Below are 16,009 nucleotides of genomic sequence, written 5' to 3' on the forward strand. Positions count from 1 at the left end.
TTTTCATCTTGCATGAGATGAGAGCACGAACGAGTGCCTAAGCCACAACACAACTATGACGCTTCATGTAGTTTAGGTACAAATGCAAAGTTTAGAACAATTATTAATTGCGTCTACAGTTATCGTCCAGAATTGTTGCGAATTTAGGTTATTTTTTTATGAATGTAAAAAAGGTCGCTGATTTGCGACCTTTTTAAAGTTTTTGCTTTAAATTATTTTGTAATAATTAATGCTTCCAGTGATATTTGTGTGCCTTTTCTTCCATATAAGCTTCGGTTGCTGAGTGCATAGGAGCTTTGCTACCGTTTTCGAAGAAGAATGGCTGACGTTTACGGTTGTAGTTACCTACTTCGTTCATAGTTGCAGCATCATAGATACGACCATTAAGTACTGTGTAAGCGACTTTTTCTGACTGACGAATATCGTTTAAAACGTCACCGTCGATGATCACTAAGTCAGCCAGTTTGCCTTTTTCAATGGTACCTATGTCATTGTCTAGCGCTAGGTATTTAGCACCGTCAATTGTACCACTACGTAGCGCTTCCCATGCTGTGAAGCCACCTTGTGCCATTGACCATAGTTCCCAATGCGCACCTAAGCCTTCACGTTGACCATGCGCACCAATGTGAACTGTTACACCTTTATCACGAAGCTGCTTGGCTGATTTAGCCGCATTGATGTGGTTATAGTGGTGCTCAGGTGCTGTAGGGCGACGAATTGAGCGTGGGTTTAGAATGTAGTCAGGTACGAATGCTTTTAGGCGCTCGTTCTTCCATACTTCTGTTTTGTCGTAGAAGTAATCTTCACCTTTAATACCACCGTAAGCGACGTTAAACGTTGGTGTAAAGCCCGCCTTGGTTTGGCTCCACATTTGTACGACGTCTGAGTAGATGCTTGGAATTGGTAGTGCGTGCTCAAGACCTGTGTGACCATCGATGATCATGTTCATGTTCTGTTGGAACTTAGAACCACCTTCAGGCACGACCATGATTTCCATTTCTTTCGCCGCTTCTAGCACTTGTTGGCGCGTGTCACGACGAGGATGGTTGTAGCTCTTAACAGAAATAGCACCAGCATCTTTCAGGCGCTTAACGTGGAACTGTGCGTCTTCAAGATTGTTGATCGGCGTTTTATAACCCGGTGCATTACCTGCGTATAAAATACGACCTACAGAGTAGATACGAGGTGCAACTGTTAGACCAGCACGCTGAAGCTCAGCCATTGAGAACACTTCGTTTGAATCGTTCGATGGATCGTGAATGGTTGTGACACCAAAGCTTACGTTAGAGAACTGGTTCCAGTTCTGTTCTGGCTGTAAGTTGCGGCTACCATAGCTGCCGTGCGCGTGTGCATCAACAAGGCCTGGGATCACAGTCTTACCTGAGATATCCATGACTTTTGCTTTGCTAGGAATGTTCACATCGCTGCGTGTACCTACTGCGATAATGCGGTTGTCTTCGATAAGTACCACACCGTCTTCGATGATTTCTTGCTCTTGCTCTGCGTTACGCATCGTCACGACTTTACCACCAACTAGGGCTAATAGGCCCTCTGGCTTATCCGCTTTTTTCTCGAAGCTTAAGTCGATGCCTTCAGCCGTCAGCTCACTGACGTCATCAGCTGCGCCTTCTAAGAACGCGAATGTATCAGTTAGCTTGCGCTGATACAGATTAGGACCAAACGCCCAAGTTAATGCGCTGCTGTCAGCTTTCCAGTTTAAGAAGTCACCAGAGTACTTAGACACTTGCTTAACAGGGAATGATTTAGTGCCCTTGTTAATTGATAGCGTTTTACCTGTACTTGTGAATGGGGCAACAAAGGTATTGAAGTTTTCAATGAAGGCCACGTATTTGCCGTTTGGCGATACGCGGTAATCAAAGATGTACTCACCCTTGAAGTGTGAACGCTCTTGCTGACCGTTTAAATCGACTGACTTAAGTTCACGGCTAGTTTCGCTGCTTGCAACATTGAAGAAGATGCGTTCGCTGTCAGCGCCAAAGTGTGGGTTGTCACCACGTTTGATGATGCGCTTTGCTTCACCGCCCTTAACGCTGGTTAAGTAAATGCCCGGTTCCATTGACCAATCACCACTGAGTAAGTAACCACCGGTTACTTTGCGATAAAGTACTTTTTTACCATCTGGTGAGAAGCTTGGGTTGATGTAGTGACCTGGCTCTTGGGTGATCACTTTGCCTTTACCGCCTTTTGCAGATACCACGCGAACCGCGCCTAAATCTTGGTCATCCCAGCTAGTATAAACAATGTATTTGCCGTCACGAGAGAAGCTAGGGTAGAACTCAAAATGATCGTTTTGCTTAGTCACACGCTTTACTTTACCAGATTCAATATCTTTGGTGTAAAGGTGACCAAGTGCTTGGAATAATGCTGTTTTACCATCTGGAGAAATTTGTGACCAACGTGCTAATTTCACTTTAAATGTGTCAGGGGCAACGTCTACTGCAAACTTCAGTGCTGGCGTGATTTGTTTTTCAGCCACAACACGGGTTGGGATCACTTGTGCTTGTTTGCTAGCGATGTCTACTTTGTGGAATACACCGCCTGACCAGAACACTAATGCTTTACCATCTGGCGTGTAAGCGAATGCTGGGGTATTACCTTGTGCACCGTTTGCTTCTTGTAAGTCGCGGTCTAGGCCTGCAAAGATTTCAGTTTCGATGCCTGATTTAAGATCTTTGATGTACAGGCCGCTTTGCATCTCTTTGCCGTTCTCGATACGTTTTACAAACGCAATCGATTTACCATCTGGGCTTGGCGTTGGGCGAATAGCGCCGCCTGAGCCGCGGATCACGGTTTCTTCTTCACCAGTTGCTAAATCCCAAGAGCGGATCTCGAATACTGACTCAAGTGCATTCTTATTATACTGCCAGCGTACACCCGCCGTTGCATCAACTGAGTAGTAAATCTTCTTACCGTCTTTTGAGAAAGCAGGCTCGGCAACGTTCTTCTGTGACTTCGCACCATGTAGACGCTCACGTACAATGACGCCTTTACCACCTGAAATGTGGTACATACGAATTGAACCGCCAGGAATAGTACGGCCGGTGACTTGACCTTGCTTAACCGCAATATATTGTCCATCTGGTGACCAAGCTGGGTTATGTAGTAAGTTGTGAGATTCTCCAGACACTTTACGCATGTTCTCGCCGTTCACATCCATAACCCATAGGTTCTCAGCGCCTTCTCGGTCAGAGATAAACGCAATTTTAGACCCATCAGGAGAGAATTTCGGTTGGAAGTTCCACGCTCTGTCATTGGTAATTGCTGTTGCTTTACCACCCGAGATAGGCATCACATAGATATCGCCTAACATATCGAAAATAATGCTCTTGCCATCAGGACTAACGTCTAGGTTACTCCAAGTCGTTTCGTTGGTGTCGATGGTGATAGTTTGTTTTTCGCCCGGTGGGTTTAGTACATCCCACTTATCTGATTTTTTAGCTTCAGTTTTTACAGCGGCCTTATCGGTTGCTTTATTATCAGCATCAGCAAGTGCAGGAGCGCTTGCACCGAATACGGCTAAACTGACGGCCAGCGCCAGTGGTGTTTTAAGTAATGCCATAATGGTTCCCTTTGTTTTGTTATATGTGTGATGCTCACACTTGTCATTAGCATGACGAATTTAATTTAAGGTGTCGACTCTGCGCGATAAAACGCCTTAATTCAGCGTTTGCGAGCGAACGAATTGCAGATATGCAGTTAAACTGTCTTGCCACAAGGTCATTGCTTCAGTGAGTTCATCATGGGCTGACTTTTGTTCTAGCAGGCGACGCTCAATATTTTTAAGTAACTGTCCATAGCGATTAAAGCCTAGTTGCAAGGCTGTGCTCGCTTGACGATGAAGCATTTTGATACATTGTTCGTTGTCTATATCTAGCTGCTGCTGAATGCTGATTAACTTATTACGCGCTGAGAGTACAAATTCGTTATAAATCGAAGACACTTCATCTTCATTAAAGTTTTTTTGCAAAGAACTCGCTGCAGTTTCATCGTAAAGGACATCGGCAAGTTCTACACTGATGGTGGGTTCTTTCAATGTTTGTGAATCACTGAGCGCTTGGCGTAGCTTCTCTTGTTTGATGGGTTTGGCAACAATGTCTTTGATCCCCAGCATCATATACTCTTTTATTTCATCTGGGCTTAAGCTTGCAGTAAACGCGAGGAAAGGGGTACGCTGATTTCTATGCTCTATTTTCTTCAATGACTTCAGTACTTCTTGACCGGTCAAATCTGGTAGATTCATATCGAGCAACACAGCATCAAACTGATGATGCTGGAGTAAATCGAGTGCTGACTGCCCTGTGGTTGCGAGCTTAACTTTGTGCTCGTCTTCAGCCATAAATTCAATGGCAATTTTTTGGTTTAACTCTAAATCTTCGACTAATAAAATGTTAAGCCCAGTCACACAGTCCGTTTCATGAAGACGTTGCGGGACAAGGCTGAGCTCACCAATAGCAAGGTTTAAACTAAAACTAAACACACTGCCTTTATTTAACTGACTGGCAATTTCGAGCTTCGAACCTAAACGTTCTAGTAAGCGAGCGGTAATCGCCAGCCCTAAACCAGTACCGCCCTTTACTTTACCAGCGCTACTTTGCACATAAGGCTGAGTCAGTTTTTCAATATCGTCATCTTCAATGCCGGGGCCTGAGTCGATCACGCTGAATGTGACGGTATGCGCCATAGCACTATCTTGTTCAAGGTGGACTTTGATTTTCACTGACCCTGAGTCGGTAAACTTAATGGCATTGCCGACGAGATTAATGATAATTTGTCGAAGTTTTTGTTGGTCACAGTAATAACAAGCCTGTTCAGGCAGGTCGTAGTCGAGCTCAAACTTTAATTGTTTCTGTTCTGCTAATGGCGTGAGCAGCAAGCAGAGATTATTTAACCAAGTCTTGAGCTCGATATCTTCTTCATAGAGTGACTCATCACTTTGCTCTAAACTGGCGTAATCGAGTACTTTATCTATGAGTAAATTGAGTGATTCTGCTGAATTAATGATGGCTTCGCAGTAGGCTTTGTTTTTGGTGCTCTTTGTTCGGCTCAACACCAATTGCGCACTACCAAGAATACCGTTAAGTGGGGTACGAATTTCATGGCTGACAGTAGATAAAAATAGGCCGCGAATTTCTAAATCTTTTTGTGCTTTTTCAGTTAGTGCATTTAAATGTAATTCACGTCGTTCGTTACATAACAGTGCCATACCTGTGGCGTAGAAAATCGGCGAGAGCACGCCATTAATGAATACGGTGGTGGTGAACCAGGTGTCTTTCATAATGGTTAGGTGTGTGACATCACCCATCATAATTGAGCGACCAATGAAAGCGATAAGCAAAAGACCAAGAACAATGGTATATACAATGGTGCCATTGGGGTAACGTGGGCGCGCAAAACGCCAAAACATTGATAGCAGCAGTACAATTTCAGCAATATGCTGCAAGTCTGAAATCCAAATCCTTACTCTTAAATTATCATCGACTATGCTGAAGTAGCCTAAAGCAATGAGCAATAAGCAAGTAAAGGCTAAGAAGCTTTTTAACTCCCACCCTTTATGCTCTAAGAATTGGCTGATCGCCAACACATGGATAATTGATGCACCAAATAAAAGCGCATTGCCGATCCCGATTGTTTGCCAATGTCCTAAATAACCATGTAATGAGAAACTCATCGTCGCAAGAAACAGCACAAGGGGGTAGAGTGTATAAGTTGCTGTGCCGGGTATGTTTTTATTGGTTCGCCAAGTTAAATAGCACAACAAGGTCATCATGGCCATCATGGCGCCACTGGTAAAATAGAGGGTTTTGGGATCAAACATACGCGTCGAACTTATTAAGTAATGGCTCTAGCATAGAGGGAAGTTAGGGACAGGTAAAGAAAGAGGAAGCTAGGCTTCCTCTTTCTGAAATAGCTTTATTAGCGAATCTCGTCTGGGATATTCTGTTGTGCCCAAGAAAGTAATTCAATTCTGTTACGACATTTTGTTTTTCTAAATGCGCTGTAAAGGTGAGTTTTAACTGTGTGCGGGCTGATATTTAAGTCTTCAGCGATCTCTTTGTTTTTCGCACCTTTACTCATTAATGAGATAATGGCTTTTTCGCGTTTGGTTAGTTTAACCGGTTCAATATCGCCTTCAGTCAACTTGTGAAGAGCATCTTTATTGAATTGCAACATGCGGTTAAGGGCGTTACACATAATGTCACGGCGATACCAAAGTTGGTTCTCCATCAGTAAACGGATACCTTTCATCAGTACATCAGCGTTATCTGTAGTGTAAAACACGCCACGAATACCACTCAATAGTGCACGATTTGCAAGTTCTGGGTTCTCGTCTAGATTAAATAGCACGATATCGCAATTTACTTTTAGCTTAACTAATTGTTCTTTTAGTTTGTTCCATGCATCGTTTTGTGCGGTTTCGATGAATAACAATCTGGTGTTTTCAGGCACCTCTGTAATGTCTGTGCCAGTGGTAACTTCTAACCCTTGTGTTTTAAGTAAAGGTTGAAGGACATTAATGCCAATCGTATTGATTGGATCTTTATCTAAAAGTAAAAAGGCGGTACTGCTCATTTTAAATGGACGCTCTCATTCAAATTATTGCTTTAATGCTAACACGCGACTCAGACCTTTTGTATGAGTTTGTTACTAAAAATATAGAAAATTTTGCTATATATACAAGCGTTTTTGTTAAATAATGCGACTAATTTCCATTTTCAATTTTAAGCGATTGATAATGTTATTATTTTGTTAGCCGCACTAATATCTTATTTATTTACATTTATTAACGCAGAATTTTTTAAAGTAATTCTTTTTTCTTATTTGTGAACGGTGGCCAGCCCATTTCTAAACCTGCTAAAACGTGAAGATGAACATGAAAAACAGTTTGACCACCATGTTCATTACAGTTCATTACCACGCGATAGCCATCTTCAGCAAAACCATGCTCTTTCGCTAGCTTTGCTGCAACTACATATAATTGACCAATTAAGTGAGCGTTAGTTTCATCTACATCATTAATTGTAGCGATAGGCGTTTTAGGGATCACCAATACATGGAAAGGCGCCTGAGGATTAATGTCTCTAAAAGCCAGAGTATGTTCGTCCTCATAAATGATATCTGCTGGGATTTCTTTATTGATGATTTTGTCAAATATGGTCGCTTCGGCCATGTTTTTTCCTAAAAATAATTGTTGTAGTTGGTATTAGACCCTAGTATTTATACACTAATGACAAAGAATCTGTGAGCTGTCAAACTGCAAGCGGTTAGATAATAAAAATTAAATGAAGGAAGGTACGATGAATCATACAAAAGGGTTGGTTTTAGCGATTTTTTTAGGTGGTTTTAATTTTGCTTTGCAAGCGGCAACGCTGAGTTTTCCTGAAGAGTTAATTCCTTTATCTGTCAATGGTGAAAAAGTTGAGCATTCTTTATTTAGCAAAAAGCTCGATTTTGACCTGCCAATTGGTTCTCACAAGGTACAGATAAAATATAGTGACTTATATGAGCTTGATTATGATGAGCATCAAACTGTGTCATCAGCACCTTTTTGGGTTGAAGTGAATATCACGCAAGATGGTCAATATCGTATTGGTTTTGATAGAGCAAAAGATGCGGATGCTGCCGAGCAGTTTGCTAAAGCGCCGAGTGTATATGTGGTCGCACCGAATACGTCCCAGCAAGTGGCTGTCAAAGTAAAACCGAAAGCAGAGGTAGCTCCTGCTGTCGTTGCAGCAACAGTTCAAACTGCAGCAGCGCCAATGGCGATAACAACACAGGTTGCGCCTAAGAGTAGAAAACAGATTGAAGGGATGACGCACCCAAGTGCAGAGCTTATGTTGCATTATTGGTGGCAACAGGCCGATGAAAAGCAGCGAGAGGCGTTTTTGAAAGCGGTTAAAGTGAATTAAACACGCTTCAAGTGCATTTGATAAATTGAGCTATAGAAAACAAAAAGGGCCGTAGTCAGGCCCTTTTTGTTTATATATTTATAGTGTGCTTATTTAAAAATCGCGTCCACAGTACCTTGCGCTAATGGGTGATAACCCGGACGTGCATTGTTATATACCTTTTGTGCCCAATCGCGTTTGCCGTGTTGCACAAGAGACTTATACAAAGGCACGATAAGCTTACGACGGCCAATGCTTGTTAAATGCTTATCCAGCGCCGGATAAATGGCCTCATAACCATTACCCACTGCCAACATATACCAAGCAAATGCGCGCTCAGCGTTGGTTGAATTAGTTAGGTTAAATGCTTCGTCTAATTTCGCCATCTTATCTAGACTTAAATCACGCGGTAGGTTATTTAAAAAGTGTAACCACTCGTGCACTGTCCATGCGTCCGTTGGTAAGTCTGCTAAGTCTTTGTCACCTTTTAACCAAGCTGCTGTTGCAGCATCGACTTTATTAAATGCATTTGAAGTCGGGTTTGGCGCATCTGCAGGTAAGCCTGGCTCATAGATCCATTCTTTGGCCTTTTCTAGAGACACAATACCGGGATGTTTTTCTAGTAGGTGCGTGTTTAGGTATTCAACAAACTCGGCGGTCGTTAGAGACTTAAACGAATACTTTGCAAAGTAACCTTTTACAAACTCATCAAAACGTGCACGACCATACTTTTCTTCTAAATAAATTAAGAATAGCTGACCCTTGATATAGGGTACTTTGCTGAACGCATCATCTGGATCGCGTCCATTCAGCTTTAAATTTAGGCGTGTATCTGGTGCTGGGATATTTTTAAGCTGCGCACGAAGACCTGCCGCGTCTAGTGCTTGTTCCATGACGGCACGGTCGCGGCCAAACACTTCTTCCATGATGCGGTTTTCAACATAAGAGGTGAAACCTTCATTTAGCCATAAGTCTTCCCACGTCGCGTTAGTGACTAGGTTACCTGACCAAGAGTGCGCAAGTTCATGGGCAATTAGATTAACTAGGCTTTTGTCACCTGCAACAACGGTTGGGGTGATGAATGATAGGCGAGGGTTTTCCATGCCACCAAACGGGAAGCTTGGCGGCAGCATCAGTAGGTCGTAACGACCCCATGCATATTCACCGTACATCGCATTGGTTTTGTCGATCATCGCCTGCGTGTCATTAAACTCAGCAACCGAGGCATCAAGAATTTGTGGTTCAGCAAAAATAGCTGTTTGATGTGACATCTCTTTATATTCAAGATTACCCGCGCCAATAGCAATAAGGTAAGGTGGAATAGCCTGCGGCATATCAAACCAATAGTCACCGTCTTTGACAAATGCTTCTGAGTTATCTGCACTCATGACCGCACGAACATCTTTTGGTGTTTGAATGCGGGCTGTGTAAGTAGTACGCATTGCTGGGGTGTCTTGCACTGGGATCCAGCTACGCGCATGGATTGCTTGTGACTGACTGTACATAAACGGGTGTGTTTTACTGGCAGTTTGTACCGGCGTTAACCATTGAAGGCCTGACGCTTGCGGTAAGCTGTTGTAGTAAATACGGGCTTTTTTAGCTTGCTCTTTAAAGCGAATGGTCAGCTTTGCGCCTTTTACGCCATTGCGTTGTGCTAGGGTGAAATCTGCTTTGTGCCATTGGCCGTTTTTACCTTGGTACATCACCTTATCTATTTCAAGGTCGCGAGTATCTAGAACTAGAGTGCGTGCTGATGCGTTGCGCCAATCAAGGGTGTGTTCTACGAAGCCTTCCAGTTGCTTGTCTGCAAAATCAACGTCTAGGTCTAAATGTAGGTGGGTACTCACTACATCTTTTAAATTTGCATAGGTATGTTCGTCGAAAGCCTGTGTTGCCAATGCGCTGTGAGAGAAGCCTGCCAGCATTAAGCTTGCGGCTAAAGCAGTTTTTTTCATTGTTTATCCTTGCACGGATTGAGTAAACGAGCGGCATTTATATCATGCTTAAGGATAAGATCACATAGGTGCGTACAGGCAGAGCATAGGGTAAACTAGCTCGATTACTATATTACTTGTTAGGTTGCACGTGCCATCAGTCCAATCGCTCCATACTTTTGCTTTACCTGCCCACTGTGCAGCGCTCATAACCATCACACATCCAGATAGTCTCACTGAGCTCGATTTTTCTAAACCTTGCTATGTAATGGGCGAGGGTAGCAACACGGTTTTTATTGAAGACTTTGCTGGCACGGTATTGCAAATTGCCACTAAAGGCGTAGCAGTGACAGAGCAACAAAATGTGTGGCATGTACAAGCAGCCGCAGGTGAAAACTGGCATCAACTGGTTATTCATTTGCTCGAGCAAGGAATCTTTGGTTTTGAAAACCTCGCATTAATTCCGGGGACGGTGGGTGCAGCACCGGTGCAGAACATTGGTGCCTATGGGGTTGAGGTCGGACAGTATATTAAATCGGTTAAAGGTTATGATATTTCCAAAGCGCAATTTGTAGAACTAGCGCAAGCTGAGTGTGAGTTTGCTTATCGAGAGTCGGTATTTAAGCATGCGTTGAAAGATAGATTTATTATTACTGAAGTGCTGTTTGAGCTACCAAAGCAATGGCAGCCTGTACTGAACTATGGGCCATTACAGTCACTAGATAAGAATATAGTCACCGCGCAGCAGGTATTTAACAAGGTGATTGAAATACGACAAAGTAAACTCCCTGATCCGAAAGAGCTAGCCAATGCTGGTAGTTTTTTCAAAAACCCCATTGTGGGAAGCGAGCAAGTGCAATCTTTGTTAAAGCAATACCCAGATATGCCAAATTATCTAGTCGATGCTAAACATACTAAATTAGCCGCAGGATGGTTGATTGAACAAGCTGGGCTCAAGGGCTTTGAGTTAGGTGGCATTGCTGTGTATCACAAACAAGCTTTAGTACTGGTAAATCAAGGTGCGGGCACTGCCACAGAGCTTAAAGCCATGATCCAACATATTCAGCAAATCGTGTGGCAAAAGTTCAATGTGCAACTAGAACATGAAGTGCGTGTGATAGCCGCAGATGGCAATGTACAACTACAAGGTGTGCAAGCATGAGTTATAAAGGACCACAAGGGAATAAGTTAGCGATTCTAAAAGCGCTTAATAAAGGTGAGTTTGTATCTGGGCAGCATTTAGGTGAAAGCTTGAATATTTCTCGCGCTGCGGTATCGAAACACATAAAGTCGCTACAAGAAATGGGCATCGATATCTTTAAGCTCAGTGGCAAAGGTTACAAACTCAACCATAGTGTTCCTTTGCTTGATGAGCCAGCGGTGAATCAGTATTACCAAGCGTTATCTGGGCAAGAAAAACAGCTTGAAGTAATGCCTATCATAGATTCAACTAACTCAGAATTAATGCGTCGTGTGCAAAATAAATTGCCAATTCATTCAGGGCAAGTGCTGGTCGCTGAAATGCAAGAAGCAGGACGTGGCCGTCGCGGTCGTACTTGGCAATCCCCCTTTGGTGCGAACCTGTATTACAGTTATTACTGGCGTTTGGATGATGGGCTACAAGCGGCGATGGGGGTGTCTATTGCGGTAGGCCTTGCGGTCTATGATGCATTAAAGGCGCTTTATGGGTTAGAAGTTGCGCTTAAGTGGCCCAATGATATTTATCTGAATAATAAAAAGCTAGCCGGTGTATTGGTTGAATTGGATGGTCAGGTTGAAGGGCCATGTCATTTAGTGATTGGTATTGGTATTAATTTACAAATGCCTGAAACTGCATCGCAGCAAATCGATCAACCTTGGACAGACATTGCATCACACAGCCATGAACTAGATAAAGATAGACTAGTGGCACATTTAACTTATGCTCTTGATGAAAGATTAGCGCAATACCAGGTGTCAGGCTTAACCGAGATGGTCACGCAGTGGAATGCATTAAACGCATTCGCTGGAGAAGTAGTCTGCCTTTCTACCGGACAAAGGCAATGGCGCGGTATTTGTGAAGGCATTGATGCACAAGGAGGCATCGTATTGCGACAAGATGGCGAAGTGAAAAGCTATTACGGCGGAGAGATTTCATTACGTAAGGAAGTAACAGAATGAGACTGTTAGTCGATGTGGGCAATACCGCATTAAAAGTTGCCAGTGAAGTCAATAACAACATCACCATTATAGAAGAAGGTGACATTAATTGGTCTGTGGTTAAAGAAATCGCGATTGCGCAAGTTGGTCCCAATAAATTACTCGAAAATGTAACTACGAAAGCACAGCAACTTTCTATTCCTGTCAGACAAGCAAAAGTGACATGTCAGCTTGGCGCCGTAAAATGTGCCTATCCGCAGTTTCAAAACTTAGGTATCGACCGTTGGTTGGGTGTAGTTGCCTGTCATTACTTGTATCCAAATAAACATTGCGTGGTAGTGGATTCGGGCACGGCGAGTAAAGTCGATGTGGTTACCAAAGCGGGTGAGCATTTAGGCGGGTGGATTTTGCCCGGTTTAGATATGATGATCGAGAGCTTAGTGAGTAACACGCAAAAGGTATTCTCAGACTCAGAGAGTTTATTTTTGCCAGAGCTTGGTAGAAACACGCCAAACGCTGTCAAGAATGGTGCTTTGATCGCCACCTTAGGTGCTGTTGAGGCAGGTATTGCACAATTAAATTGTGATTTCGAAGATATTCAGGTGGTTTTTGCCGGTGGTTATGGTGAGTTATTACAACTTCACTTTGAAAAGCCAAGTGTATTTATTGATGACCTAGTATTAAAAGGGCTGAGAAATTGGTGTGAATTCATACACAAATAGGTTTTTTAAGGCCTTTTTGTTGTAAATATGAGCATTTGAACAAGAAACTTTGATTTTTTTTAAGATTCTTGTTGCATCGCCCCAAACCTTGCTCTAGAATCCTGCCCCGTACTAAAGCAGTGCCGACTTAGCTCAGTTGGTAGAGCAACTGACTTGTAATCAGTAGGTCATCCGTTCGACTCGGATAGTCGGCACCATTTATTTACCCTCACTATGAGGCGCTTTAGGCAAGAATTTTTGACGTGGAGGGGTTCCCGAGCGGCCAAAGGGATCAGACTGTAAATCTGACGGCTCTGCCTTCGCTGGTTCGAATCCAGCCCCCTCCACCACTTTATTCTTGACGGTTAGAGGTAGTTGAATAACAGGTTCCTAAAGCGGGCATCGTATAATGGCTATTACCTCAGCCTTCCAAGCTGATGATGCGGGTTCGATTCCCGCTGCCCGCTCCAGAGTTCTGGTGTGCTGATATAGCTCAGTCGGTAGAGCGCACCCTTGGTAAGGGTGAGGTCGGCAGTTCAAATCTGCCTATCAGCACCAGTACTAGAATCTTCCAAAATACTTCCTTTGACTTGTCATAAAAATACTTAATAATTGAAGAATAATTTTAATCTGCATTTTGCGGGTTATTTTTATATGTAATCTAGATACACATAAATCTTACTTATAGGTTCCGTCATGGCAAAAGAAAAGTTTGAACGTTCGAAACCGCACGTAAACGTAGGTACAATCGGCCACGTTGACCACGGTAAAACAACTCTAACTGCAGCAATCACTAACGTACTTGCAAAAGTATACGGTGGTGACGCAAAAGACTTCGCATCAATCGATAACGCTCCAGAAGAGCGTGAGCGTGGTATCACAATCTCAACTTCACACGTTGAGTATGACACACCAACTCGCCACTACGCACACGTAGACTGTCCAGGACACGCTGACTATGTTAAAAACATGATCACTGGTGCTGCACAGATGGACGGCGCGATCCTAGTAGTTGCAGCTACTGACGGTCCTATGCCTCAGACACGTGAGCACATCCTACTTTCACGTCAGGTTGGTGTACCTTACATCGTTGTATTCATGAACAAATGTGACATGGTTGACGACGAAGAGCTACTAGAGCTAGTAGAGATGGAAGTTCGTGAACTTCTTTCTGAGTACGACTTCCCAGGTGACGACCTACCTCTAATCCAGGGTTCAGCGCTTAAAGCACTAGAAGGCGAGAAAGAGTGGGAAGACAAGATCGTTGAGCTTGCAGAAGCACTAGATTCTTACATCCCAGAGCCAGAGCGTGACATCGATAAGCCGTTCATCATGCCTATCGAAGACGTATTCTCAATCCAAGGTCGTGGTACTGTTGTAACTGGCCGTGTTGAAGCTGGTATCATCAACGTGAACGACGAAGTTGAAATCGTAGGTATCAAAGAAACTACGAAGACAACTTGTACGGGTGTTGAAATGTTCCGTAAGCTTCTAGACGAAGGTCGTGCTGGTGAGAACATCGGTGCACTTCTACGTGGTACTAAGCGTGACGAAGTTGAGCGTGGTCAGGTTCTATGTAAGCCTGGTTCAATCAACCCACACACGAAGTTCACTTCAGAAGTATACGTACTATCTAAAGACGAAGGTGGCCGTCATACTCCATTCTTCAAAGGCTACCGTCCACAGTTCTACTTCCGTACAACTGACGTAACAGGTAACGTTGAGTTACCAGAAGGCGTAGAAATGGTAATGCCAGGTGACAACATCAAGATGACTGTTGAGCTAATCGTTCCAATCGCGATGGACGAAGGTCTACGTTTCGCGATCCGTGAAGGTGGCCGTACAGTAGGTGCTGGTGTTGTAGCTACAATCGTAGAATAATCTACAGATTGCAGTAACACTGTGAAAAAGGTCACTTCGGTGGCCTTTTTTAATGCCTGTAATTTAATGCAGCCTATGAAGGTGGCGCACTTTACCAGGTAGGTGCTGGTGTTGTAGCAACTATCGTTGAGTAATATCGACTTTAGTTAATGCCACAAAGCATTTAAAAAACCCGAGCTTAGGCTCGGGTTTTTTGTTTTTAGGGGTATAAAACTAGGAAAGTTTAGAAGCTGTGAAACTTGCTTCAGGCTAGTTCTCAGTTGTAATTCATCCATGAAGCAGGGTTCCATCGCGCATCCATGCGCTCACCTCTTCCTGCTGCGAAGCTTTGCTTCGGTCAGTCATCGCCCTTGCGCAAAAAGGCCGCCCTCACTTCGTTCGCAGTCGGTAACCTTTTGCACCGTACTTGCGCAAAAGGAATGTGAGTGCTGCGCACTCTGTCATTAAACTTTTGCACTACTCTTGCGCAAAAGAATGAAGCACTGCGTGTTTATTAAGAAACTTTTGCATCAATTTATGCATTAACTTAGGTACTGTTGTTTTTTTGAACCGATTATGCAAACATAGAATTTGCTAATGATTTGTTAGCAAATTGATATTTGATTAAAAGGAAAATTAAAATGACAGCAATCTATAACTTCTTTGCTGCACTGTTTTTAAGCACAGCGCCTGTAAATGAATTACCAAAAGAGCCAGTAATTGAACCTCAAAGCAAGGTATGCATTCCTATGCCGATAGGCGATGAATGGGACTTTGAGTGTATTGACCCATATGGTATGGATTAATTAATTTAGCCTTTTTATACCTCTATGTTTCAATTACTTTAACCCTAAATGGAAGTTTAGGGTTTTCTAAATAGTGACTAAATTATCCATGAACAATAAGTTCAAAATAGTATTTTTTACCCTCTTTTTTGCGTTACTTGGATCTGCTTTCTTAAAACAAGACTTGATTACAGCGACATTGTTTTCCTCAATTGCAATCTTATTCTTGATGAGTGGTCCTGAGAAAGAGGAGAATATTTTATGGTTGACTATTTTTAGTATTTTAGCGATGTCTTTAATTGGGTTGATCATTTTCGTTATTCAGCACAGTTTAGAGCACTACTGGTACTTGCCATATGTGTTATCTAGTTTATTGCTTGTGTATTGGGGCCTAATAGGCAGTAAAGAAAATAACGGTGTGGTGCTATTTTTGCAAAATACGCGACCTCTACAAAGAGTTGGTATTGGGTTTTTACTTCTTTATCCAATCGCAGGGCTCTTAACTACGAGTTTAAACGGCGCTGTTGATCATATGAATGGACTAGCGCTTGGGCTTGGGCTTTTAGCATCGAATAAGTGGGTCAAGGTAAGGTTAATCTCAGGCAAAGCTAAGAACAGTAGTTAAAAAACCGAACTTCAGAAGTTCGGTTTTGCTTTTGAATAAGTACTAGAAAGAGCTTTAA

At 43.0% G+C, this 16,009-nt stretch carries 12 protein-coding genes and 4 tRNA genes; 11 read left to right on the top strand and 5 right to left on the bottom strand.

Annotated features, from left to right (window positions below; genetic code table 11):
• Positions 1 to 226: 226 nt before the first annotated feature.
• The 4 genes from PP2015_RS00705 to PP2015_RS00720 form a co-directional block, all read right to left on the bottom strand.
• On the bottom strand, positions 227 to 3,580 hold the full coding sequence (locus tag PP2015_RS00705) for an amidohydrolase family protein (RefSeq protein WP_058028455.1): 3,354 nt from the start codon (positions 3,578 to 3,580) through the stop codon (positions 227 to 229).
• A 96-nt stretch (positions 3,581 to 3,676) separates the two neighbouring features.
• Positions 3,677 to 5,836 (bottom strand): ATP-binding protein, encoded by a 2,160-nt coding sequence (locus PP2015_RS00710; RefSeq protein WP_058028456.1) that lies wholly within the window; start codon positions 5,834 to 5,836, stop codon positions 3,677 to 3,679.
• Positions 5,837 to 5,934: 98 nt separating this feature from the next.
• Entirely contained in the window at positions 5,935 to 6,591 is a 657-nt protein-coding gene (locus tag PP2015_RS00715; RefSeq protein WP_058028457.1) for a helix-turn-helix transcriptional regulator, read from the bottom strand.
• 226 nt (positions 6,592 to 6,817) lie between these two features.
• Positions 6,818 to 7,189 carry a histidine triad nucleotide-binding protein gene (locus tag PP2015_RS00720; RefSeq protein WP_058028458.1) on the bottom strand — a complete coding sequence of 124 codons (372 nt, stop codon included), beginning with the start codon at positions 7,187 to 7,189 and terminating at the stop codon, positions 6,818 to 6,820.
• A 127-nt stretch (positions 7,190 to 7,316) separates the two neighbouring features.
• Between PP2015_RS00720 and PP2015_RS00725 the strand changes: the two genes are divergently transcribed.
• Positions 7,317 to 7,928, top strand: a complete 612-nt coding sequence (locus PP2015_RS00725; RefSeq protein WP_058028459.1) for a DUF2057 domain-containing protein — start codon at positions 7,317 to 7,319, stop codon at positions 7,926 to 7,928.
• Between the two features lie 89 nt (positions 7,929 to 8,017).
• Here PP2015_RS00725 and PP2015_RS00730 read toward each other — a convergent pair whose 3' ends face one another.
• The gene (locus tag PP2015_RS00730) at positions 8,018 to 9,862 is read right to left on the bottom strand and encodes a M1 family metallopeptidase (protein ID WP_058028460.1); all 1,845 of its coding nucleotides are present in this window, start codon (positions 9,860 to 9,862) and stop codon (positions 8,018 to 8,020) included.
• A 130-nt stretch (positions 9,863 to 9,992) separates the two neighbouring features.
• Here PP2015_RS00730 and murB point away from each other — a divergent pair, with 130 nt between their 5' ends.
• From murB to PP2015_RS00775, 10 genes are all read left to right on the top strand, one after another.
• Positions 9,993 to 11,003, top strand: a complete 1,011-nt coding sequence (gene murB, locus PP2015_RS00735; RefSeq protein WP_058028461.1) for a UDP-N-acetylmuramate dehydrogenase — start codon at positions 9,993 to 9,995, stop codon at positions 11,001 to 11,003.
• Complete coding sequence (birA, locus tag PP2015_RS00740) at positions 11,000 to 12,001, top strand: bifunctional biotin--[acetyl-CoA-carboxylase] ligase/biotin operon repressor BirA (RefSeq protein ID WP_058028462.1); 1,002 nt, start codon at positions 11,000 to 11,002, stop codon at positions 11,999 to 12,001. The genes murB and birA overlap by 4 nt, the downstream gene beginning before the upstream one ends.
• A complete protein-coding gene (locus PP2015_RS00745) occupies positions 11,998 to 12,702 on the top strand; it encodes a type III pantothenate kinase (RefSeq protein WP_058028463.1) in 705 nt (234 codons plus the stop codon). Before birA ends, PP2015_RS00745 begins: the two co-directional genes overlap by 4 nt.
• Positions 12,703 to 12,823: 121 nt before the next feature.
• Positions 12,824 to 12,899: transfer RNA gene (locus PP2015_RS00750), tRNA-Thr, on the top strand.
• Between the two features lie 47 nt (positions 12,900 to 12,946).
• Positions 12,947 to 13,031, top strand: a tRNA-Tyr gene (locus PP2015_RS00755).
• A gap of 45 nt (positions 13,032 to 13,076) precedes the next feature.
• Positions 13,077 to 13,151 (top strand) — tRNA-Gly (locus tag PP2015_RS00760).
• Between the two features lie 12 nt (positions 13,152 to 13,163).
• Positions 13,164 to 13,239: transfer RNA gene (locus PP2015_RS00765), tRNA-Thr, on the top strand.
• A 138-nt stretch (positions 13,240 to 13,377) separates the two neighbouring features.
• Positions 13,378 to 14,562, top strand: coding sequence for an elongation factor Tu (gene tuf, locus PP2015_RS00770; RefSeq protein WP_058028464.1), 1,185 nt, complete (start codon positions 13,378 to 13,380; stop codon positions 14,560 to 14,562).
• 620 nt (positions 14,563 to 15,182) lie between these two features.
• Positions 15,183 to 15,347, top strand: coding sequence for a hypothetical protein (locus tag PP2015_RS21840; protein WP_157599063.1), 165 nt, complete (start codon positions 15,183 to 15,185; stop codon positions 15,345 to 15,347).
• Between the two features lie 73 nt (positions 15,348 to 15,420).
• Positions 15,421 to 15,951, top strand: a complete 531-nt coding sequence (locus PP2015_RS00775; RefSeq protein ID WP_157599064.1) for a hypothetical protein — start codon at positions 15,421 to 15,423, stop codon at positions 15,949 to 15,951.
• The last annotated feature ends 58 nt before the right edge of the window (positions 15,952 to 16,009 follow it).

It is taken from the genome of Pseudoalteromonas phenolica, assembly GCF_001444405.1.
Classification (GTDB): Bacteria; Pseudomonadota; Gammaproteobacteria; order Enterobacterales; family Alteromonadaceae; genus Pseudoalteromonas; species Pseudoalteromonas phenolica.